The following is a 21,452-nucleotide window of genomic DNA, read 5'->3' as shown; positions in this document are numbered from 1 at the left end:
CGTCGAGAAAAAAAACTAATTACCCGCTGGCGCTGCCACAATATTCTTTCTTCCAAAAAAAAGTACAGTAAGCGCAATAACAGAGGTCACTGTCATAATCAAAACCATCGGCACAGCCGATGTCTGCTCAAAAAAGCCAATACATGCCGATGCCAATGCTCCTAATCCCATTTGAAGCGCGCCCATCAACGCAGATGCACTACCTGCATTTTTTGAAAAAGGAGCAAGCGAAAGCGCCAAAGCATTCGGGTTGGCAACTCCTAAACAGCATAAGAAAACAAACAGAAAACCAATAGTTTCGGCAAGCCCGAACCAGCCATTAATACTGCCAATTAAAAATACAATTACCGTAATAACCTGCCCAATTAAAGCGGCAAAAATCAATTGCTCGCTTTTATATTTCCTTAGCATCAATGTATTTACCTGACTTGCGCCAATAAACCCTACAGAAAGAAAGGCAAAGATCCATCCATAAGTCTCTTCTTTCACTTTAAATAGCGACATAAAAAGAATAGGAGAGCTGGTAATGTATACAAACAAACCAGCAAATGCCATAGCTCCGGTAAACGCATACGTGTAAAATGTAGGTTCACGTAACACCGCTATAAAGTTGTTTATTATGGGTTTAGGCTTTAATGACATGGTGGTGTCCGGCTTATAACTTTCGGGCAACCAGAGCCAGCTGGCTATCAAATTAAACAAGCCTAAGCCCAGTAAAATCAAAAACACTGTATGCCAGCCAAAAGCCACCGTAACATAGCCACCTACGGTAGGAGCAATCATAGGCGAAACGCTAAGCACAAGCATCAATAAGGCAAATACCTTGGCATTTTCACTAACAGGAAACAAATCGCGAACCATGGCAACCGATGCAACAGTAGCCGCACAGCTTCCAATTGCCTGAACAAACCTCAATACAATAAACGAGTCAATATCTTTAACCAGCGCACATCCGGCAGCTGCCAGAATATATACCAGTAAACCAATAAATAGGGGTTTCTTACGACCAAAACGATCTAACAATGGTCCATAAAGTAACTGACCAGCAGAGATACCTATAAAATAGCTTGATAACGACCAGGCTACCTTCGCATCGGTGGTATTCAGGTCTTTGGCTATTGCTTTAAAACCCGGCAAATACATATCGATAGAAAAGGGGCCGAGAGCGGTGAGTGAACCAAGTATTAAAATTAAGAACAGATATCTTTTTTGCGTCATACCACAAAAGTAGTTATTTGATAACCGGCTTTTCGTCATGCCAATTCCAAATTATATAAATAAAAGATATTAAAGGCCGATACCGATGCCCGCATTGGCAATACCGTAATTTCCAGAAACACCATAAGAAGCATAAAACCTGACTATAGGAAGTTTAACCTGAAAACCCGCATCAACACGAAAATCTTTTAGGTAGGTTCTCTCAATCCTTACGGGATTAGAAAATGTTTTATAAGTAACCTGGTCACCATTATAACCGCTTATTATCGGGTAGTTTCCGCTCAGTCCCATATCGGCGCTCGACACGTTGTAGCCTAAAGACAGGTAGGGGGTGAACACTGAAAACTGTTTGGATATCAATGCCTGGAATAGATAGTTGTTAAAGTTCCCAAAAATCTCTTGTCCGGAAAAGTCTGTAGACTGTTCGCTGTCTTGCGGCACCGAATTTTCAAGTGGTTGCAGGTTGAGTGATTTCTTATATTTCAGGTTATTGTAACTGAAGGCCAAGGCGAGATCAAAAGGCGCATCCTTAGATAAATCGCGCATAAAATTATGTTTAATTCCAAAACCAATCAGAGAAACCGAACCTATTTTCCGGCCAATTGTAAACCTTGGCGCAGCCCGAATAGTAACATCTGTATTGGCGGGCAGGCCTACAGTTAACTGGATCTGTGGTGTAGGTACATAATTCTCCAGCATCCCACTGGGTAATTCAAAAGAAACCAGTTTGTTGTTATTCTCATCATAAACATCCATCAAAGGCCCATTAGCTCTGGTGCTGCCACTAAAGGAGGGTGAAATGACGTCATTGGGGTTCGCTGGACGCAGGTTGCTCGACAAACCGATCCGGGTAACGTCAAATGATTTGCCAGAGGCAGGTACTATTACACCAGTTCCGGTAACACGCAACTCAAAATGGGACAGTCCGAGGGTCTGGGCACTGTTTGTCCACCCACTGTTCATACCCAATCCAAATCCCTTAAAAAGAGACTTGGAATAAGCATCAACAAGTTTTGTGGCATCGGCAGGTCCTGCGTTTATGAGTTGTTCGAAACCGGTCTGGGCAAATAATTGGTGGGAGCTGATAATAGATAACAGTGATATAATAGCAAAAAGTCTCTTCATAATAATTCAGTAATACTATACTAGTAACGTCAGTAAACTGAATTTATCATAAAGAAACTTTTTATAAAGTAATATTTGGGAACCTTAGCGGCTTTTATCTCCTTTCATTATAAACACCAACTTCGGCAATAGATGGTGGGCCATCAGGAGATTGGATAGCTAATTTTATTTTCTCTGCCCAAAGTCTGTCGAAGCGGAAAATCTGAATTTTGCTGTTTTGGTCTACTTTTTCGGTTTTAAGCGGCTGCCATTTTCCACTGGCAAAGTATTGTATGGTATAGGCACTTTTTGTATTCCTTCCCTGAGTAATCACCAGCATATTTACAGGTTTGGCCTTTTCAAAATTGAGCTCATACCATGGCGATTTTACTTCGGAATTTGAAACCCAGGCACTTCCAAAATTATCATCATTGGCAAAATCCATAATATTCATGTCATCACTCCAGCTGCTGTTGCTTTTAACATGTTTAGCAAGGTTACTTGATATGATCGGTGCAGCATGCTCCGGTACCTGCGGAAGCTTTTCAGGTTTTTTATAAAGCTTGCCTATTTCTTTTAAAGCCTGCACGGCATTTTCATCAATCAAGCCATCTGCATTTGGGGCTACATTAAGGATGAAGTTACAGTAAGCATTGTTATACGGTATAATAAATTTATTTACAAGCTCGTCTACATTTTTAACCGGTGTACCCGGGAAAGATGTTTTCCAAAACCAGTTTTCCTGCAATGGAAGACATGCCAAAGCCGGCAGCTTATTGTGCTCTTTAGAAATGAATTGCCCTGCGCCCTGCTCATACGATTTGATGTCGGTATAAAAAAGTGCTTCTGCCGGGTATTTTGCCGCGTTAAGATCCATTACCAGACAATTGGGTTGTAGTGATTTGATCAGGTGATAGATGTCCTCAAATGGTACATCATCATACGAGATTCTTGACCATGGCGCATCCCATCCATCAATAACCAGGGCCGTTATTTCACCATAATTGGTAAGCAATTCGGTGATCTGATCTTTGATCATTTGAATGTGTTCAGCAGTGATCTGATTGGGGCGGATGCCATGGTGGGTATCCAGAATGGAATAGTAAAGCATTACTTTTAAGCCATTTTTACGGAAAGCATTGGCATATTCCTTTACCACATCACGTCCAAATGGCGTATGCATCACATTATAAGGCGTAGTTTTGGTATTCCAGATAGGGAAACCGCTATGGTGTTTGGTTGTTAAGCATCCATAGGTCATGTTTGCCGATTTTGCTGCTTTAGCCCACTGATCGGCATCAAACTTAGGTGATTTGAACAGGGAAAGGGCTGCATCAGGATCCGACCAGTCCTGGTTCATAAAAGTAGGCATCCCATAGTGGATGAACATGCCAAATCCGAGGTCTACAAAATCCTGTTGAAGTGCAGGGAGCGATTTATTCGGCGCTTTTTGCTGCGCATGTAATGATTTTAAAGGAGAAAGTCCTGAAATCAGTAACAATAAAACTAAAATTCTTTTAATAGTCATTTTTTCTGTTTTGAAATTGGTCAGTGCAAATTTATAGTGAATAAAGAATAAACTTGTCGAATGGAAACCTAACAGAAGCCTAACAAAAGCTTAACAGTAAGAAAAATAAAAAAACTTACCCTACTTTTAAAGCAAATTGAATTATTGAAAAATGACAAGTCGCCTATATAAGAGCATAGTGTTAGTCAGCTTTTTGATCCTCATAGTTGTGCAGGCAAGGTTAATTTACAATACATACACTTTACGCGACAGAGACTTCAACTTAAAGGAAAAAACGCTGCTTAATGACGAATACGGGAGGAGCATACCTGCCGACAAAGTGTATCCCGGTGGTGGAAAAATCATTGATTCTATTCTAAGCCGGAATATGCCCAACCTACGTGCGGCTTATCTTAAAGATAAGAAAACCTTTGATCAATTGGCCATGCGGGTAAGTGATACACTTTTCAATGTTTTAAGGATGAAGAGTAACATGGACAGTGTTTTCAAGTCGATCGTTATTCGGAACTCCCTGGATACCAATATGCGTTATTTACTAACGTTTCAATCAATAGAAATAAACTTTGACAACCGTATAGGAGATATTTTCATCTTTGACAGTAAAAAAGCATTTTTTAAAGAAAAGAATAAAGCAAACTATGGGGCTATTATTGATGGTGAGCTCGCCAACCCCACACCTCAAAACAGGGTAACCAATCTTTCTGTAAGCGACAAGCTAAAATACGATTACAGGGTTACGTTTAGCCTTTTTGCTGATCACCCTTACCGCATGTTAAGGGTTGCCTATCAGATGCTTCCTACATTTTCATTGGTGGCAATATGTATTCTCATAACTGTTGGCATAAATTATTATACTTACATCAACTGGATGAGGCAGAAAAAAGAGGCCGAAATAAAGTCCGATTTTCTGAACAGCATTAAGCATGAATTCAACACACCGATTACTACAATCCTGGTGGCAAGTAAAAGCCTCGATGATGATGTTGTGCTGAACGACAGGCCGCGTGTAAAAGCACTTGTTCACATTGTAGAACGGCAGGCCCGCCGGCTGGAATCGCATATCAATCAGATGTTGGAGCTATCAGTGCTCAAAAAGAAGGCAAATCTGGTAGAAACAGATCTGAACTATTCGGTTATGGTATTGATAAATGATTATAAGGTAAAGCTTAGTCCATCAGATCGCATTACATTTGATCCATATAGCGCTGAAATACTGGTTCGGATCGATTCTTTTGTGTTCACAACTATGCTGAATAATATGTTTGATAATGCTTTTAAATATAACCATAGTGCCCATAAGCATGTCGAAGTATTTATTGATGAACAGCAGGGAAATTATGTGCTCCATGTTGCCGACAATGGAACCGGAATTGAAGATGATGTTAAAGAAAAAATATTCGATAAGTTCTTCCGGTCAAACCAGGACAGTACCATTCCCGGGCTTGGGCTTGGATTATATTACGTAAAAGAATGTCTGGATATTCATGGTTGGAGAATGGACGTGAAAACAAAAATAGGTGAGGGCACAGAATTTATGGTCTATATATGATTTACGATATTGTTATAATAGAAGATGAAATAGATTTAGGAAATGTTGTTTCTGAATACCTTAAGTTAAGGGGCTTTAGTGTGCAATGGTTTAAAACTGCTAATGAGGCATTAGCTTATTATGCGGCTAACCAATTGACCAATAAATTGATCATCATTGACGTTCAGCTGCCAGATCTAAACGGATTTGATTTAGCTACCGAGATCATGAAAATCAATAAAAACCAACCCTTTTTCTTTTTAACAGCCCATAACGAGAAAGATAACCGCCTCAGGGGGCTCAAAATAGGGGCAATAGATTATATTGCCAAACCCTTTGAAATTGAAGAGCTCGTACTGAGAATTGGGAATATCATCGATAAGTTATCCAACAATTCTTCTGACAGATCCGGTGACCAACCGGAATTTATCCGTATTGCCAACATCAAATACAATAAAAAGCAGTTGTATGTTTTGCTGCCAGATAACAACGAGGTATCACTCACTTTAAGAGAATCAGAATTATTGGATTATCTTTTAGGTAATCTCAACCAGCTGGTAAAGAAAAAGGATATTCTGTTGGCGCTGTGGGGAAATGATGATTATTTTAACGGAAAAAGCCTCGAAGTCTTCATCTCCAGGCTCAGAAGGTTATTTAGAGCATCCAAAGAAATCTCTATCGAGAATGTTTATGGCCTTGGCTATATGTTAAAGGTAAAATAATCATACTCCTGAATTATATGAATAATCGGAATGATTTAAGCAAAATATTTTAAACCTTATTGATGTTACTAATGTTATTAGCAAATATAACTACTTTTGTTAGTAAAATTTAGAAAGATGTCTGAGCGGATTAGAGAAAAGTTAAATATACTGGCTGATGCAGCAAAATATGATGTATCATGCTCATCAAGCGGGGGAACGAGAAAAAACGACAATAAAGGACTTGGTGATAGCCATGCTTCTGGAATTTGTCATACCTATACAGAGGATGGACGCTGTGTTTCTCTTTTAAAAATTCTCCTGACCAACCATTGCATTTATGATTGTGCTTTCTGTGTTTCAAGAAAAAGTAACGACATTGAACGCGCAGCTTTTACTGTAGAAGAAGTTGTATCCCTAACCATCAATTTTTACAGACGAAACTTTATTGAAGGACTTTTTTTAAGCTCTGGAATTTTTAAAAACGCCGATTTTACGATGGAGCGCTTACTCAAAGTCGTTAAAAAATTAAGACTGGAAGAACGCTTCAATGGATATATTCATTTGAAAACGATTCCCGGTGCAAGCGAAGAATTAATCAGGGAGGCTGGTCTTTATGCAGACAGAATGAGCATCAATCTGGAGATGCCTACAGAAAAGGGACTAAAATTACTTGCCCCGGAAAAGAGCCATGAAGACGTAAAGCGCCCACTTGGATTTGTACAAAATCAAATCGTACAATTCAACGACGAAAAAAAGCTGATTAAAAGTACTCCTAAATTTGTACCTGCGGGGCAAAGCACCCAAATGGTAATCGGTGCAACACCTGAAACAGATAAAGACATTATGCATACCGCAGATGCATTTTATAAAAACTTCTCTCTGAAAAGGGTTTATTATTCAGGTTATATTCCGATTAGCCATGACAATCGTCTGCCGCTTATTGGCACTCAGCCTCCGCTAATTCGTGAGAACAGATTATATCAAACTGACTGGCTCATGCGCTTTTATGGTTTTAACGTTAACGAACTCCTGAACGATGCCAACCCACACCTGGATGTGGATATAGACCCAAAACTTAGCTGGGCGCTTAGAAACCTTCAGTTTTTCCCAATAGATATCAATGTGGCCGCTTATAAAATGATTCTGCGCATCCCTGGAATTGGAGTGAGCTCAGCAAAAAAAATTGTACAAGCCAGAAAATTCGGAAAGTTACGGATCGACCAGCTTAAGAAAATAGGGGTTGCCTATAACAGGGCAAAACATTTTATCAAATGCGCAGATACTCCCTATCAGATTAAAGATTACCAGGGTACGCAGATCAAGTCATTTATATTAGCGGAGAGCCAGAGTAAATATTTAAAGAATGATGTTCAACAAATGATTTTATTTTAATCCTGCAACTTTAATGATATACGTGATCGATGGCAGTTTAGAAAGTTTGCTGTGTGCAGTTTTTGAATGGTTTGAAAGAAAACCAGGAAAGATTATGCTGCAATTGGAAAAATACTACCAACCGGATGCCTTCACCACGGAATTCCATGTATATAAGGATCAGAAAAAGGCTGATAGGGTATGGACAGGATTAAAAAAGAAATTAGACAGAGGTTGGATGAGAAGATTCTACTGCACCTTCCTCTCAGAATCAGCTCAGGCTTACAGCAGTCTATTTGAGTTTACTTGTTATATATTTTCAAACCCAGCCGGATCAGAGGGCAATTATGGCAATACCCATGTCTTGGCGGTAGCACAAACAGCCAGGAAGGTTGAAAGAGAGAAACACAGGATGGAAGCTTTCATACGATTTCAACATTCTGCTGATGGAATTTTTTACTGCGTTATAGACCCGGACTTCAATGTGCTCCCTTTGATCATGAACCATTTTAAGAACCGTTATGCAGATCAGCAGTGGATCATTTACGACTTGAAAAGACATTATGGATTATATTATAACCTGGAAAAAGCTGAAGAAGTGAACCTCACTCCAGAAGAAGAAAAGAACTTGCAAAAAACAACCGGGGAACTGCATGCCATCAAAGAAAATCTCTATGCCACATTATGGAAAGATTATTTTAAAAGCACCAATATCGCGGCCAGAAAAAACACAAAATTACATGTGCAGCATGTCCCAAAAAGATATTGGAAATATCTTACTGAAAAAATGGACACTTAAGGGCAGCTTTAGAGTAAATCCGCCTGTCCATTAAGAAAAATTCGGCCTTAAAACCAATTCGCTTAAACAACCGTATATAATGGTACCGGAAATCATAATTCAGATGCTCAAATAGAAAACAAACTACAAAAACCCGTTAATTCAGCATTTAACCTTTTTTTTACTAAAATCAATGTGCGAACAAACTAACCCCGATCTGATAGAACAACAAAACTTTGAAACCCTCCAGGAAGGGCTTCTCGGTGTTAAAAAACAATCCATCGCACTCCGAGCTAATCTGGATAAGATCATCATTGCTTGCGACCACATGCTATATGGAGAAGAACCTTTTAATGAAGACGGAAGCTAGTTCCTGAAACTCTTCAATACTGCCAAGCAGGTGGTCATATCTATTAATACCTATTGTGTATGACTTAACTCTTCTGGTTTATCTTTTCAAAATTAGAAAAACGGTTTTTTAAATCTTATCCAAAACCAAAACACAATACCGGGTTAATTCACATAGATGTCTCAGCGGGTACTATATTTTTACGTTTTTGTTGGTGTGTTGTTTTGTCGTGGATTTGTTGTAATTTCAAATCAACCCTTCTGGTTTTTTTATTATGCAGGTAACCAGTGATTTATTTTATAATCAATTGCCAGAATATAAACTGCCTCTGGCTGAATTGATAAGAAATGAGGACTTGTTTTATCAGGTGCCCCAGGATTGGCATGTGATCATTACTGACATTAAGGGATCTACTAAAGCTGTAATTCAGGGACAGCATGAAACTGTTAATCTACTGGCTACCGGTAGCATTGTGGCAGTGCTGAATTTCGTATTTAAAAGAGGGATAACGGTTCCGTTCTTTTTTGGCGGGGATGGCGCGACCTTTATAGTTCCTCCATCGGTATTAGATGTGTTGATGGATTTGCTACTGCTTTATAAAGAAAATGTTCTGCTTAACTTTGGGCTTGAACTCCGGGTGGGTACCTTGCCCGTACAGCAAATTTATAGCAAAGGGAATGAACTTAGGATCAGTAAGTTCAACATTGCAAGATCTTTTTCCATTCCTGTAGTTCTGGGAACTGGATTAAGTTATGCCGAACGACTGATCAAGGCTGAAGACTATTTGTTTGCCCAACAGGGGGATGTTACTGAGGTTCTGGATCTTAGCGGGATGCAATGCCGATGGGATAAGATCGGGCCTCCTGAAAATAGTAGTGAGGTGGTCACACTTTTGGTTGTCTCTGGCAAAAACAGGACGCAATCACTGGTGTTTAGTAAAGTGGTTGCATTGTTAGATGATATTTATGGGGAACCACGGAAGCGGCAGCCAATTTCAGTTGCCAAACTTAAACTCAATACTACATTTAACCGCCTAAATCGAGAAATGCGTGCAAGGATGGGAGAGATCAGGTTTTTTGAACTGATCCGTACCTGGCTGATCAATTTTTATGGCTTCATCTATTTTCTTACAGCACATGGCAAGGATTATCTGAACCGTCTGGTAGAAATGTCCGATACGTTGGTGATTGATGGAAAAATAAATACCGTAATTTCTGGGAATGATACACAAAGATTGAAACTGCTCCGTGCACTGGATATATTGGAAAAAGAAGGAGAGATTATATATGGTGTTCACATTAGTAATGATGCGATCATGTCTTGTTATGTGCGGGATCTGGTGGATGGACATGTTCATTTTGTAGATGGATCAGAAGGAGGTTATACGAAAGCAGCGATGATGGTGAAAGCTAAATTAGTTTAATAAAATGGTAATTTTAAATAGATAAAGGAAGCAAAATGAAAAGAATATCAAGAAGAAATGCACTAATTCTATTGTCAATTGGATTGTTTGTAATTGCTATTACACAAATCATTTCTCGTTACGTAGGATTGTCTGATTTATTAAAAGGTTCGTTAGTAGGTATTGGCTTTGGGCTTTTAATTTTGTCTGTAACATTTGGCAAGTTTAAAACGGTTTATTAAACATAAAACTTCTTTATTAATTATGAAACACGAAATTCGATTGACATTAATGTAGTTTAAGGCTGCTTTTTGTATGGTGCAGAATTATATAAACTAATTACCATATTATATAATCCCTTCGGGCCCCGGCCATGGTACCTTTGTATTGTAAATAATAGAAAGATTATGGCATTACAAGAAAATATAGAAACCACTTCTTTTCCCGTCCTGGGGATGACTTGTGCCAGTTGTGCGGTAAGTGTAGAATCTATGATAGGCGCACAAACCGGTGTAAAACAAGCTGAAGTAAATTATGCTACCCAAAAGGTAAAAGTAACCTATGATGCAGGGGTGATCCAACCAGAGGGAATGCAAAAGGTTGTTCAATCCATAGGCTACGACTTAATTCTGGATACTGAGAAAGGAAACGAAAAACAAGAGCAAGTACAGGCCGACAATTATAAAGCGTTAAAAAAGAGAATAATTGCCGCAGGAATATTAACCATACCTGTAGTAGTAATAGGCATGCTTTTTATGGATATGCCTTATGCCAATTACATTATGCTGGTATTATCTGCCCCGGTAGTTTTTTACTTCGGTAAAGACTTCTTTATAAACGCCTTTAAACAAGCAAAACACAGCAGGGCAAATATGGATACGCTGGTGGCATTAAGTACCGGTATCGCCTTTATTTTCAGTGTGTTTAATACCTTTTATCCTGAATTTTGGCACCAAAGAGGCTTGCATCCACATGTTTATTACGAAGCTGCTGCGGTAGTTATTGTGTTTATCATGCTTGGTAAACTACTCGAAGAACGTGCTAAATCCAATACTTCATCTGCCATTAAGAAACTGATTGGGTTACAGCCAAAAACGGTGATGCTGATTACGGATGAGGGAGAAAAAGAAATAGAGGTTGCGGATGTAAAAGCGGGCGATAAACTACTGGTCAGGTCAGGAGAAAAAATCCCGGTGGATGGCAAGGTTTACGAAGGAAATTCATTTGTAGATGAAAGCATGATTACCGGTGAACCTGTCGCGGTTTCTAAACAAAAGGACGATAACGTTTTTGCAGGTACCATTAATCAAAAGGGAAGTTTCCGCTTTATAGCCGAAAAAGTGGGCAGCGAAACCATGCTGGCACATATTATTCAGCTGGTACAGGAAGCCCAGGGCTCTAAAGCACCGGTTCAGAAACTGGTTGATAAGGTAGCCGGGATATTTGTACCTATAGTGATGCTGATTGCTATAATTACGCTGGGTGTGTGGCTGTTATTTGGCGGCGAACATGCCTTTACGCAAGGGTTACTGGCTATGGTTACTGTATTGGTGATTGCTTGTCCTTGTGCGTTAGGACTGGCAACACCAACAGCAATTATGGTTGGAATAGGCAAAGGTGCAGAGAGCGGTATTTTAATTAAAGATGCCGAAGCGCTTGAGCTTGGCTACAAAGTAAACGCCATTGTTTTAGATAAAACCGGAACCATTACAGAGGGTAAACCAGAAGTTACTTCTATACACTGGGCCAGTACTTTACCAGAAAATGCAGATGTGTTAAAACAGGTGTTTGCTGCTATGGAACAAAGTTCGGAACACCCATTGGCCGAAGCAATTTTTAATCACCTTAAAAAGGATGGTGTAAAACCTGCAGGCATTACAGATTTCGATAGTTTAACCGGGAAAGGGGTATCCGCAGTTTACAGCGGTAAGAAGTACTGGGCCGGAAGCCATAAAATATTAACTGATCATAATCAGTTAATATCCAGTGAATTGAAAGATCAGGCTAAAGTATTACAAGATCAGGCCCAAACGGTAATTTATTTTGCCAATGAAACGCAGGTGCTGGCAGTAGTATCAATTGCTGATCAGATAAAACAAGGCTCAAAAGAGGCGGTTTCAAAACTTATTAAGCAGGGCATTGAGGTTTATATGCTTACCGGTGATAATAAGGAAACTGCTGCTGCGGTGGCTGCTGCAGCTGGTATAGAAAACTTTGTAGCAGAAGTATTGCCATCTGATAAGGCTGAGTTTGTTAAAAAACTACAGGCTGAAGGCAAGGTGGTTGCCATGATAGGCGATGGTATAAACGACAGCCAGGCATTGGCACAATCAAACGTGTCGATCGCAATGGGCAGGGGTTCTGATATTGCCATAGATGTGGCAAAGATCACGCTGATATCTTCAGATCTTTTGCAGGTGCCAAAGGCGTTAAAATTGTCTAAGAAAACTGTTAGAACTATTAAACAAAACTTGTTCTGGGCGTTTATTTACAACCTGATAGGAATTCCAATTGCTGCAGGGGTATTGTACCCGGTTAATGGGTTTTTATTGAACCCAATGATTGCCGGTGCGGCTATGGCGTTAAGTTCTATATCGGTAGTAAGTAATAGCTTAAGATTGAAATTTGCGAAGTTGTAATGGATGCGCTCGTCATGTAGCTCGATCGTCATCTCGACGATAGGAGAGATCTCTTGAAGTAGCCTTGAAGCAAACTAGCCTAACCAAGAGATCCCTCGGTTCCTCGGGATGACGACGAGTGTGTTAGCCGAATGACTGGCATAGTACCATTACAACAACAATTCAAAACATAACATAATAACAACAATTAAACTCAAAAAAAATGCAAACTTTAAAATTCAAAACAAATATTAAATGCACAGGTTGTATTGCAACCGTAACGCCTCATTTAAACGGCTTAAATACCATAGAAAACTGGGAAGTAGATCTTGAAAACCCGGATAAAATTTTAAAAGTGGAGGCGGAGGATGAGCTTAAAGCAACAGAAATAATTGGTACCTTAGAAAAAGCCGGTTACAAAGCCGAAGAAGTATGATACTAGCTGATTAGATATGACTTTATATGTAAAAAATATGGTTTGCGACCGCTGTATTATGATCGTTAATGAGCGGTTGCAGAATCTTGGTTTTTCGGTTAAACAAATAACCTTAGGTAAAGTAGAAGTTGCTCCGGATCCCAATCAGGAACAATTGAAAGATATTGCTTTCGAATTTCAGGCTTTAGGTTTTGAACTTATTGAAAAGGAAAAAAACCAGTTGGTAGAGCAGATTAAGAACGAAGTAATCAATTTAGTTCACTATTCAGATCTGGGCGAGATTAATCAAAGTCTGATGCATCTGGTAGCCGATAAATTAAATAAAGACTATAATTACCTGAGTAGATTGTTTTCAGAATCAGAGGGATTAACCATCGAGAAATACATCATCCAGCAAAAAGTAGAAAAAGTAAAAGAACTGTTAGAGTACGGCGAATTGAACCTGAATGAAATATCCTTTAAAATGGGATATAGCAGCAGCGCCCACTTGTCGGCACAGTTTAAGTCATTAACAGGACTTTCTCCGAGCAAATACAAAGCTTCAGCCGTTAAAAACAGAAAACCCCTTGATAAATTGAACTAATAGCTGAGCACTTGCTTAGCTATTGCTCTCGTGATTGGTTCGCAGTTACGTTGCATCATCTTCGGGGTTGGTTCGGTTGTAACCGAACGAACCCCGAAGATGATCCTGAGCAATTGTTAAGCAATTGCGAAAGCAATAGCTCCCGGTGTGTACATAAATGCGTTAGGAATTAATTTAGTGTAATCCCAAACAGGATCCCTATCCAGGGCTTGCCTTGATATATCCAGTTTGCCCTGTTTTTATCAGTTAGCATGTCGATGCCCAAGGCAAGGCCTATATTGATTTTCTTATTGTCGTATATTCCGGCAATGCCGTTACTTAAGGCAAGCCCATCATATTCGTAATCAATCTTATCTTCCATAACATGAGGATTTACAGTTATGGCACTAAGACCGCTGAAAGCACCGTAACTAAACCCATTCTTTGCGCCTTCTTTTCTACTGCCAAGGTACAAGGCCGCACTAAAATTTGTATTTAACTGCTCCGGAACACCTTTAACCGAAGGCCTGATTTTACAAGGAACAGAAATAATATTTGTTGTTAAACCACCATTGGTTTCTAAAGATTTACAAGCGTATAAACTTACACTTATGATGCAACCGAGTGTGTAATTTAATTTGTTTTTTGTTTTCATCTCTTTTCGAATTATAGCCACTGATTGAATTTTTTAATGAACCAAACTTTTACCAATTGGGTAAGCAGACAATAACTTATCAGTATTCCAATAAGCCATGGGAAATAACTTAATGGCAGTGCCTGCATTTTTAAACTTTCGGCAAGTGGCGAAAATGGAATGCATATGCCAATAACCATTACCAATGATGTAAGTGCTGTTACAGGAGCCGTTGCCCAGCTTTGTATAAAAGGTATTTTTCTTGTCCTGATCATGTGAACAATCAGTGTTTGCGATAACAATCCTTCTATAAACCAGCCGCTTTGAAACAGCGTTTGCTTTTCAATGGTGTTTGCTGAAAAAACATAATACATAACCGCGAAGGTTGCATAATCAAAAATCGAACTAATAGGGCCTATAAAAATCATGAATTTGCTAATCCCCCTGGCACTCCATTTTTGAGGTTTTTCAATAAATTCTTTGTCCATACTGTCCCACGGAATAGAAATCTGAGAAACATCATATAGCAGGTTTTGTACCAGCAGATGGATAGGTAGCATGGGTAGGAAAGGGAGCAATGCACTGGCACCCAATACGCTAAACATATTGCCGAAATTGCTGCTGGCAGTCATTTTTATATATTTAATGATGTTGCCAAAAGTGCGGCGACCATAAATTACGCCTTGTCTTAAAACCATCAGATCTTTCTCCAATAAAATGATATCGGCACTTTCTTTAGCAATATCTACTGCTGTATCAACAGATATTCCAACATCCGCATTGCGAAGAGCAGGCGCGTCGTTAATCCCATCGCCCATAAAACCTACGGTATGGCCTTTAAACTGTAGTAATTTTACAATGCGTGATTTTTGCATTGGACTAAGCTTGGCCATAATGCTGATGTCATCAATTTGATTGATGATTTCCTCATCGCTCATGATTTCGATCTGATTGCCCAGCAGGATACTGTTTATCGGTATACCCACGTCGCGGCATATTTTTTTGGTTACAATTTCATTATCGCCTGTTAGTACTCTAATGTTTACACCTAGTTTTTGAAGCGCTGCTATTGATGGCTTGGCCGATGGTTTTGCCGGATCCAGGAAGCCTATAAAACCGGTTAAAACCATATTGCATTCATCGGCAACGGCGTAGTTGAGCGGGCGTGGTTCGTATTCTTTAATGGCAACCAGTAACACCCTTAACCCTTCTTCGTTTAACTTTCTGGAGGTGTCTATTATAGCCTGTCTCATTTTTTGATCCATTGGAACAATGGCATCGTTCTCTATGTGAAGCTGCTTGTCTTCGCCGGGGTCAAAGGCATGGCTGCACAGGTCCAGCATTTCTTCTACGGCTCCTTTGCAAATCAGTAAGTGTTTGCCGGTATCTGTACCGAGTATAACGCTTAGCCTTCTGCGGTTAAAATCGAAAGGTATTTCATCAATCTTTTGATAGTTATCTGTTTTAATGAAATCTTTTAATTCTGCATGTTCCAGAATGGCAATATCAAGCAGGTTTTTTAATCCGGTTTGATGATAGCTGTTCAAATAGGCCCATTTTAGCACCTCGTCGTCGTCTTTTCCAAATACGTTAAGATGACGCTCCAGTATAATTTTGTCCATTGTAAGGGTGCCTGTTTTGTCGGTGCACAGCACATCCATAGCGCCTATGTTTTGTATGGCATTAAGTCGTTTTACAATTACTTTACGCTTGCTCATGTTTATTGCACCTTTTGCAAGGTTGGCAGTAACAATCATTGGAAGCATTTCCGGGGTAAGGCCAACAGCTACAGAAATCCCGAACAGAAGCGCTTGCATCCAGTCGCCCTTAGTTAAACCGTTGATAAAGAATACCAGCGGAACCATAATGAACATAAAACGGATAAGCAGCCAGCTCACTTTGTTTACGCCTTTATCGAAACTGGTTTGGGTGCGTGTGCCCAGAATTGCTTTGCCTATAGATCCAAAATAGGTTAGGTTGCCGGTGTTTACAACAATAGCCTTTGCTGTACCGCTTACCACGTTGGTGCCCATAAAACAAATATTTTCGAAGTCGAGGGTTGATCTGTTGTCCGTGGTTTTAAGCGGATTGCTGCTTTTTTCTACAGGTAAGGATTCACCGGTTAATATGGACTGGCTGATAAACAGGTCTTTAGATTGTATGATCCTGCAGTCAGCGGGGATCATGTCTCCGGCGCTTATAAAAACAATATCTCCCGGAACCAGGTCTTTAATATCTGTTTCTGTTTTTCCGCTGGGCTGTCTTAAAACTGTTGCAGTGGTTTTAACCATGCTTTTTAGCTGGTTAGCGGCTTTATTGCTGCGGTATTCCTGTGTAAACCTGAGCAGAGAGCTGAGCATCACCATAATGCTTACCACGATTACAGTTTTATACTCTTCCTGACCCGGATCGGCCAGAATTACATCCATTATTAATGAAATTATAGCAAGTACAATTAAAATTCCAATAAAGGGGTTTAAAAACGCATGAAAGAGCTGTTTATACCATAATGGCGGCTTTTCATGCTCTATCTCATTTAACCCAAACTGGCGTTGTCTGGCACTGATGTTTGAGGCTTGAAGTCCGTTTTCATTGCTGTCCAGGATTTGAAGGTACTGGCTTGTGTCTTTTACGGCGATCTCATGTAATGTCATGGCATAATAGTTTAAGATTACTACTTATTTCTAATGTGCCGCAAAAGTATTGAGAGCTCTTGGGAGGGAAGGTTAGAGTAGTTTTAGAATGTTATTAGAAAACCATTAGAATTTTAATGGTTGCTTAGGCATGCTTCAATTCGATGGTAAATACGCTGCCCTGGTTCAGTTCAGAAATTACAGTTATTGTACCCTGGTGAAGGTTTATGATCTTTTTTGTAAGAGATAGTCCAATTCCGTTTCCGGCTGCATATTCCTGATTCTGACCCCGATAAAATGGTTCAAATATTCTTGAAACTGTATCGGCAGAGATGCCTGTTCCATTGTCCTGAAATCTTAATATGGTATGATCCATGTGGTAGGTTATGGCAATGGTACATTCGTGTTGCGCAGAGAATTTACAGCCATTTTCTATCAGGTTCATAAAGGCCACTTTAAGCAGGTATTCGTTTCCTTTTACGGAAATGGAATCGTCGTTTTCTATTTCTTTTTCGAATATGATGTTTACCTTATAGTCGGGGTAGGTGTGCAATACATCGTTTCTGGCATCCAGAAGAACTTCATCGAGACGGAGTTTTTTAAATGTAATTTCGGTATGGTCGTAGTTTGCCTTAGCCATGTCTAGCAGGCTGTTGGATAGGCGCACTACTTTTTGCGCATCGCTGATTGCATGCTGTATTGATTCTTTATACTCAGCATTTTGGCGTTCTTTACCTAAAGTAAGCTGAAGCTCGGCAAGCATTGCTGTTAGCGGGGTGCGCAGTTCATGGGAAATATTGGATACGAACTCCTTTTGGGCATCGAAAGACTTCTCTAAGCGGTTTAACATTGCATTAAAGGTAACGGCCAGTTCGGCAATTTCATCTTTGCCGCCGCCCTCGTTAATGCGAAGATCGAGATTGGTAGCCGTTATTTCTTCCACCTCATCTACCATATCAGAAACAGGTTTTAACGCCCTGCTGGCTAAGTACTGCCCGGCTAAGTAAATGAGGATTATACTGATGAAAAAGGCTACAATTAATGTGTATTTCAGGTTTGTTAGTTTGGCGTAACCATACTGATCGGTTGCTGCTGCGGTAATTACGTAATTGCCATTTTTATGCTGGTACAATAGGCCAATTACCTGCATTTTTCCCTGATAGAACTGTATTTGTTTTTCGGCTATGATCTTGTGGATCATATTTGAGTTTTCTTTTACCTTGTCTATATCAACAGCATCATGATAAAGAAGGTGAAATGAGGTATCGTATATGGCCACCTCTTCCTGAAACAATACATTTTGTGAGTTTCTGTAGATGAGTTGAAGAACCGATGGCTCTACTTTGGCATCGAGCAGCAGGTTAGCCTTTGTAATGGCAATTTTGTGCAGTTCCTTGTAATACTCGTCTTCTCTGTTTTGGCTGTAGGATAGGTATACTGCCATTGCAAAAACAAACAGCAGGGTTGCTATTATTGCGGTGAAGAGGAGACTTAGTTTATTACGGATTTTCATCAGCGTGGTTATTCTGATTTAAATATAAAGCCTAATCCAGGTTTGGTGTGTATCAGTTTATTGGGGTAATCTCGGTCTATTTTCTTTCTGAGGTAGTTGATGTAAACATCAATAAAATTTGTGCCTGTATCGAAATGAGTGTTCCAAACTTTGTCGGCTATTTCTGCTCTGGATAACACTCTTTCTGCGTTTTGCATCATGTATTCGAGCAATTTTAGCTCTTTTGGGGTAAGCGCAATCTCGGTTCCGGATCTTGTTACAGTCATTGTCTGGTTGTTTAATTCCAGGTCGGCATATTTTAATAAAGTGCTTTGTTTTGCCAGGCTGTTGTTGTTCCTTTTAAGCAGCGCACGAATGCGTACATGAAGTTCTCGGAGCTCAAACGGTTTTACCAGATAATCGTCGGCACCGGCATCAAATCCGTCAACCTTATCGTCGGTAGTGCCTAAAGCGGTTAACATTATTATTGGAAGATGGGGGTGGGCAGCTCTTATTTCCTTACAGAGATCGAGTCCGTTTATTTTGGGAAGGATGATGTCCATGATAATGAGGTCGTAGGTTTTAGATAGGGCTAGTTTTTTTCCCATCTCACCATCAAATGCGAGGGTAACTTTAAAATCCTGCTCTTCTAGCCCTCTTTTAATCAGGCTGGCAACTCTTGGTTCATCTTCTACAATCAGTATTTCCATAATAAATAGCATGGTAAAGGTAAATGAATTTTAGAATATGTGATTGAAGTGCGAAAAAATATTGCTTCTGTATAGTGGTGATTATTAAAATATTACACAAATTTGTTACTAAGGGTTAACAATTTGTAAAGGTATAATTAACAAATGGCAGGCTACAGAACGCTTTCGGATCAGGAGCTAACCGGACTTTTAAAGAATGGAGATCAGACCGCTTATGCCATGATCTATCAGCGGTATTACCGCTTGTTGTACATTCTGCACTTAAGAAATTAAATGACGAGGAAGAAGCAAAAGATATCATTCAGGAGTTTTTTACAACCTTATGGACTAAACGAGAAACCATATTACAGGATACCAATTTCGCTGCCTTTTTATATACATCGGTACGGTGCCTCCTAAAATGAGGGAAGTTTTTCTGCTGAGCAGGGAAGAGAACTTATCACATAAGGAAATTGCAGAGCAACTGGGGATTTCGGAACAAACTGTTTCAAAGCAGATCTCTAATGCGCTTAAAGTTCTGAGGTACAAAATGGGTGCATCGGTGTTTGTGTTCTTCCTATTTCATATTTAGGTCTTTTGCGGGGCTTTACAAGACTTTTATAGCCACACCAATTATTGCCGCAAGTAGTATTAACTGGGGTTCTTTGATCTGCTTGATATAAATTAAAGCAAGAGCAGAAAATAGAGCAATGGTAGCAGTTGGTATATCTATAATTGCACGTGTAGCTATAATGATCACTGCACCTACCAGTGCGCCAATTACAGCACCCGTGATGCCATCAACAAAAGCCTTTATACTGGGATTTTTTGCAATCCTTTTAAAAGAAGGAGCCAGGGCAACGGTAAAAAGGTAACAAGGCAAAAAAGTAGCCAATGCCGCCACACAAGCGCCAGGAAAACCCGCTGCCAGATAGCCGATAAAGGCAACTGTAATGACTACGGGACCGGGACTAATCATTGCTACAGCCACAGCATCCAAAAACTCCTGCTCATTAAGCCATCCAAATTCCTGAACTACGCCGCTATGTAAAAAAGGAACAATTGCCAGTCCGCTGCCAAATACAAACGCACCGGCTTTTAAGAAAAACCAGCCAATCTGCTGCAGTGTTTTACCCTCATATTGCCAGAAACCAACGCTCAGTAAAATCAGGGAAGGAGCTGAGGCTGGTCGTTTAATCCATTGCGGTGGCGCTTTAACCAACATGTAAACCACACCGCAGATGATAAAAAATAAAATATCTTCTCTCTTGATGATCACAGTAATGATCACACCGGACAGGTAAAATACCCAAAGCAGCCAATTTGATTTAACAGCTTCGAGGTTTGGTTTACTTACAGATTTAATGGTCAGTTTATAAGCGCTAACCGTGATAATTCCAATTACCGAGGCGCTTACCCCATAAAATACGGCTTGCATGCCGGGTAAACCGCTATAGAGCTTATAAGCAACACCCAATATAACCACCATAATAAAGGAAGGGATTACGAAAGCAAGTCCTGCTAATGTTGCGCCCAGTAATCCGTAATGAACAAAACCCATGTAGATACCCAGCTGCGCGGCCAAAGGCCCAGGTGCCAGCTGAGCGAGTGCAAGACCTTCTTTGTATTCCTCCTCAGAGATCCATTTTTTTTGCTCAACCAGATCCCGCTGCATGTAGCCAACTAGTGCAACTGGTCCGCCGAAACCCCAGGTGCCAAGCTTTAAAAAGTAGACGACCAGGTCGGTTAATTTATATGTTGCGTTGTTTTTCATGTCCTTGTTAAAATGCGATCCCAAACTGAAAGCCTACGCCGTAAGACGAAGATTGATCGTTACCAAAACGTGCAGGAAGGGGAATGGCTACAAAGTAACTGCTGCCTTTGTTTTTCTTTACAACTTTGTTGAATACTGGGGTAAGGCCATATCGGCCTGAAGTTTCAAAAGCGAGTCGACCGGCAAAAGTAAATCCATTGCCCAGGGCAACTAAGATGCCTGGGTGAAACAGCACATTGTTGACCTTGCTGCTTGCGCTTGTGGCCTTTATAAGCGGCACTATTTCGCTGGAAAAACCGATTTTAGCGCTTTTCCAAATGTTGATGCCTATGGGCAAGCCAACTATATAACTGTCTTTGAAGTTGGTATGGGTGCCATCGGAACTGAAGGATACAATAGGATGAACAATGCCTACATAACCAGCTAATTTTGGATAAGTTGGTTGCGGGTTTTGAGCTGAAGTGGTTGTAGAAATAAACAGGCTGCAGATACAGCATATTGCGAAACGTATTTTGTTGATTTGAATTTGCATGAACAATGGTACTGCATCGCGAAAAATTAAAATAGAACAGATTTAACTGTTGGTACAGAATTTACTATTTGTGGCATGTTATTAGCAATACAGACTAAAA

21 protein-coding genes and 1 pseudogene are annotated in these 21,452 nt (G+C 40.0%); 13 read left to right on the top strand and 9 right to left on the bottom strand.

The genetic code is table 11. The features are described 5' to 3' along the window. Nucleotides 1-15 precede the first annotated feature (15 nt). From AC1DDK_RS08835 to AC1DDK_RS08825, 3 genes are all read right to left on the bottom strand, one after another. Complete coding sequence (locus AC1DDK_RS08835; protein WP_172663273.1) at nt 16-1,218, bottom strand: multidrug effflux MFS transporter; 1,203 nt, start codon at nt 1,216-1,218, stop codon at nt 16-18. 69 nt (nt 1,219-1,287) lie between these two features. Further along, a complete protein-coding gene (locus AC1DDK_RS08830) occupies nt 1,288-2,343 on the bottom strand; it encodes a DUF6588 family protein (RefSeq protein ID WP_172663272.1) in 1,056 nt (351 codons plus the stop codon). A 94-nt stretch (nt 2,344-2,437) separates the two neighbouring features. Then, nucleotides 2,438-3,850 carry an alpha-L-fucosidase gene (locus AC1DDK_RS08825; protein ID WP_288884355.1) on the bottom strand — a complete coding sequence of 471 codons (1,413 nt, stop codon included), beginning with the start codon at nt 3,848-3,850 and terminating at the stop codon, nt 2,438-2,440. A 151-nt stretch (nt 3,851-4,001) separates the two neighbouring features. Between AC1DDK_RS08825 and AC1DDK_RS08820 the strand changes: the two genes are divergently transcribed. The 10 genes from AC1DDK_RS08820 to AC1DDK_RS08775 all read left to right on the top strand — a co-directional run bounded on the left by AC1DDK_RS08820 (nt 4,002) and on the right by AC1DDK_RS08775 (nt 13,619). Further along, nucleotides 4,002-5,399 (top strand): sensor histidine kinase, encoded by a 1,398-nt coding sequence (locus AC1DDK_RS08820; protein WP_288884303.1) that lies wholly within the window; start codon nt 4,002-4,004, stop codon nt 5,397-5,399. Continuing rightward, the gene (locus AC1DDK_RS08815) at nt 5,396-6,100 is read left to right on the top strand and encodes a response regulator transcription factor (protein WP_337714866.1); all 705 of its coding nucleotides are present in this window, start codon (nt 5,396-5,398) and stop codon (nt 6,098-6,100) included. The genes AC1DDK_RS08820 and AC1DDK_RS08815 overlap by 4 nt, the downstream gene beginning before the upstream one ends. 117 nt (nt 6,101-6,217) lie before the next feature. Then, complete coding sequence (locus AC1DDK_RS08810; protein WP_337714863.1) at nt 6,218-7,474, top strand: putative DNA modification/repair radical SAM protein; 1,257 nt, start codon at nt 6,218-6,220, stop codon at nt 7,472-7,474. Nucleotides 7,475-7,487: 13 nt separating this feature from the next. Then, complete coding sequence (locus AC1DDK_RS08805; protein ID WP_288884300.1) at nt 7,488-8,252, top strand: TIGR03915 family putative DNA repair protein; 765 nt, start codon at nt 7,488-7,490, stop codon at nt 8,250-8,252. A gap of 172 nt (nt 8,253-8,424) precedes the next feature. Next, nucleotides 8,425-8,601: a hypothetical protein gene (locus AC1DDK_RS08800; RefSeq protein WP_172663266.1), complete on the top strand. Its 177-nt coding sequence runs from the start codon at nt 8,425-8,427 to the stop codon at nt 8,599-8,601. Nucleotides 8,602-8,854: 253 nt separating this feature from the next. Then, nucleotides 8,855-10,003 (top strand): DUF3095 family protein, encoded by a 1,149-nt coding sequence (locus AC1DDK_RS08795; protein ID WP_172663265.1) that lies wholly within the window; start codon nt 8,855-8,857, stop codon nt 10,001-10,003. A gap of 35 nt (nt 10,004-10,038) precedes the next feature. After that, the gene (locus AC1DDK_RS08790; protein ID WP_172663264.1) at nt 10,039-10,224 is read left to right on the top strand and encodes a hypothetical protein; all 186 of its coding nucleotides are present in this window, start codon (nt 10,039-10,041) and stop codon (nt 10,222-10,224) included. 165 nt (nt 10,225-10,389) lie between these two features. Next, nucleotides 10,390-12,621 carry a heavy metal translocating P-type ATPase gene (locus AC1DDK_RS08785; protein ID WP_337714862.1) on the top strand — a complete coding sequence of 744 codons (2,232 nt, stop codon included), beginning with the start codon at nt 10,390-10,392 and terminating at the stop codon, nt 12,619-12,621. A gap of 202 nt (nt 12,622-12,823) precedes the next feature. Next, nucleotides 12,824-13,036 (top strand): heavy-metal-associated domain-containing protein, encoded by a 213-nt coding sequence (locus AC1DDK_RS08780; protein WP_172663262.1) that lies wholly within the window; start codon nt 12,824-12,826, stop codon nt 13,034-13,036. Between the two features lie 16 nt (nt 13,037-13,052). Then, on the top strand, nt 13,053-13,619 hold the full coding sequence (locus AC1DDK_RS08775; RefSeq protein WP_172663261.1) for a helix-turn-helix domain-containing protein: 567 nt from the start codon (nt 13,053-13,055) through the stop codon (nt 13,617-13,619). 169 nt (nt 13,620-13,788) lie between these two features. Here the strand turns inward: AC1DDK_RS08775 and AC1DDK_RS08770 are convergent, their stop codons facing one another. From AC1DDK_RS08770 to AC1DDK_RS08755, 4 genes are all read right to left on the bottom strand, one after another. Next, a complete protein-coding gene (locus AC1DDK_RS08770) occupies nt 13,789-14,253 on the bottom strand; it encodes a hypothetical protein (RefSeq protein WP_288884293.1) in 465 nt (154 codons plus the stop codon). An 11-nt stretch (nt 14,254-14,264) separates the two neighbouring features. Continuing rightward, nucleotides 14,265-16,886, bottom strand: coding sequence for a magnesium-translocating P-type ATPase (gene mgtA / locus AC1DDK_RS08765; RefSeq protein WP_288884292.1), 2,622 nt, complete (start codon nt 16,884-16,886; stop codon nt 14,265-14,267). A 124-nt stretch (nt 16,887-17,010) separates the two neighbouring features. Then, complete coding sequence (locus tag AC1DDK_RS08760) at nt 17,011-18,378, bottom strand: sensor histidine kinase (protein ID WP_337714860.1); 1,368 nt, start codon at nt 18,376-18,378, stop codon at nt 17,011-17,013. A gap of 8 nt (nt 18,379-18,386) precedes the next feature. Further along, nucleotides 18,387-19,067, bottom strand: coding sequence for a response regulator transcription factor (locus AC1DDK_RS08755; protein ID WP_172663257.1), 681 nt, complete (start codon nt 19,065-19,067; stop codon nt 18,387-18,389). Nucleotides 19,068-19,211: 144 nt separating this feature from the next. Here AC1DDK_RS08755 and AC1DDK_RS08750 point away from each other — a divergent pair, with 144 nt between their 5' ends. The 3 genes and pseudogenes from AC1DDK_RS08750 to AC1DDK_RS08740 all read left to right on the top strand — a co-directional run bounded on the left by AC1DDK_RS08750 (nt 19,212) and on the right by AC1DDK_RS08740 (nt 19,638). Further along, complete coding sequence (locus AC1DDK_RS08750) at nt 19,212-19,340, top strand: hypothetical protein (protein ID WP_337714858.1); 129 nt, start codon at nt 19,212-19,214, stop codon at nt 19,338-19,340. A 17-nt stretch (nt 19,341-19,357) separates the two neighbouring features. Next, a pseudogene (locus AC1DDK_RS08745) lies at nt 19,358-19,471 on the top strand (hypothetical protein); the annotation flags it as partial. Continuing rightward, entirely contained in the window at nt 19,468-19,638 is a 171-nt protein-coding gene (locus AC1DDK_RS08740; RefSeq protein ID WP_337714856.1) for a sigma factor-like helix-turn-helix DNA-binding protein, read from the top strand. The pseudogene AC1DDK_RS08745 and the gene AC1DDK_RS08740, both read left to right, overlap by 4 nt. Before the next feature lie 15 nt (nt 19,639-19,653). Here AC1DDK_RS08740 and AC1DDK_RS08735 read toward each other — a convergent pair whose 3' ends face one another. Further along, nucleotides 19,654-20,820, bottom strand: a complete 1,167-nt coding sequence (locus AC1DDK_RS08735) for a chromate transporter (protein WP_288884203.1) — start codon at nt 20,818-20,820, stop codon at nt 19,654-19,656. 7 nt (nt 20,821-20,827) lie between these two features. Then, nucleotides 20,828-21,352, bottom strand: coding sequence for a hypothetical protein (locus tag AC1DDK_RS08730; protein ID WP_216854492.1), 525 nt, complete (start codon nt 21,350-21,352; stop codon nt 20,828-20,830). Between the last annotated feature and the right edge of the window lie 100 nt (nt 21,353-21,452).

This window comes from Pedobacter sp. 05T44 (genome assembly GCF_056395985.1).
This window is presented reverse-complemented; position numbering and strand designations above follow the sequence as displayed.

Bases quoted from the DNA above. Each gene is read 5' to 3' on its own strand.
- AC1DDK_RS08805 (WP_288884300.1), top strand. From the start codon at position 7,488: ATGATATACGTGATCGATGGCAGTTTAGAAAGTTTGCTGTGTGCAGTT.
- AC1DDK_RS08750 (WP_337714858.1), top strand. From the start codon at position 19,212: ATGGCAGGCTACAGAACGCTTTCGGATCAGGAGCTAACCGGACTTTTA.
- AC1DDK_RS08760 (WP_337714860.1), bottom strand. From the start codon at position 18,378: ATGAAAATCCGTAATAAACTAAGTCTCCTCTTCACCGCAATAATAGCA.
- AC1DDK_RS08785 (WP_337714862.1), top strand. From the start codon at position 10,390: ATGGCATTACAAGAAAATATAGAAACCACTTCTTTTCCCGTCCTGGGG.
- AC1DDK_RS08835 (WP_172663273.1), bottom strand. From the start codon at position 1,218: ATGACGCAAAAAAGATATCTGTTCTTAATTTTAATACTTGGTTCACTC.
- AC1DDK_RS08825 (WP_288884355.1), bottom strand. From the start codon at position 3,850: ATGACTATTAAAAGAATTTTAGTTTTATTGTTACTGATTTCAGGACTT.
- AC1DDK_RS08755 (WP_172663257.1), bottom strand. From the start codon at position 19,067: ATGGAAATACTGATTGTAGAAGATGAACCAAGAGTTGCCAGCCTGATT.
- AC1DDK_RS08775 (WP_172663261.1), top strand. From the start codon at position 13,053: ATGACTTTATATGTAAAAAATATGGTTTGCGACCGCTGTATTATGATC.
- AC1DDK_RS08810 (WP_337714863.1), top strand. From the start codon at position 6,218: ATGTCTGAGCGGATTAGAGAAAAGTTAAATATACTGGCTGATGCAGCA.
- AC1DDK_RS08815 (WP_337714866.1), top strand. From the start codon at position 5,396: ATGATTTACGATATTGTTATAATAGAAGATGAAATAGATTTAGGAAAT.
- AC1DDK_RS08730 (WP_216854492.1), bottom strand. From the start codon at position 21,352: ATGCAAATTCAAATCAACAAAATACGTTTCGCAATATGCTGTATCTGC.
- AC1DDK_RS08795 (WP_172663265.1), top strand. From the start codon at position 8,855: ATGCAGGTAACCAGTGATTTATTTTATAATCAATTGCCAGAATATAAA.
- AC1DDK_RS08820 (WP_288884303.1), top strand. From the start codon at position 4,002: ATGACAAGTCGCCTATATAAGAGCATAGTGTTAGTCAGCTTTTTGATC.
- AC1DDK_RS08735 (WP_288884203.1), bottom strand. From the start codon at position 20,820: ATGAAAAACAACGCAACATATAAATTAACCGACCTGGTCGTCTACTTT.
- AC1DDK_RS08770 (WP_288884293.1), bottom strand. From the start codon at position 14,253: ATGAAAACAAAAAACAAATTAAATTACACACTCGGTTGCATCATAAGT.
- AC1DDK_RS08830 (WP_172663272.1), bottom strand. From the start codon at position 2,343: ATGAAGAGACTTTTTGCTATTATATCACTGTTATCTATTATCAGCTCC.
- AC1DDK_RS08800 (WP_172663266.1), top strand. From the start codon at position 8,425: ATGTGCGAACAAACTAACCCCGATCTGATAGAACAACAAAACTTTGAA.
- AC1DDK_RS08790 (WP_172663264.1), top strand. From the start codon at position 10,039: ATGAAAAGAATATCAAGAAGAAATGCACTAATTCTATTGTCAATTGGA.
- AC1DDK_RS08780 (WP_172663262.1), top strand. From the start codon at position 12,824: ATGCAAACTTTAAAATTCAAAACAAATATTAAATGCACAGGTTGTATT.
- AC1DDK_RS08740 (WP_337714856.1), top strand. From the start codon at position 19,468: ATGAGGGAAGTTTTTCTGCTGAGCAGGGAAGAGAACTTATCACATAAG.
- mgtA (WP_288884292.1), bottom strand. From the start codon at position 16,886: ATGACATTACATGAGATCGCCGTAAAAGACACAAGCCAGTACCTTCAA.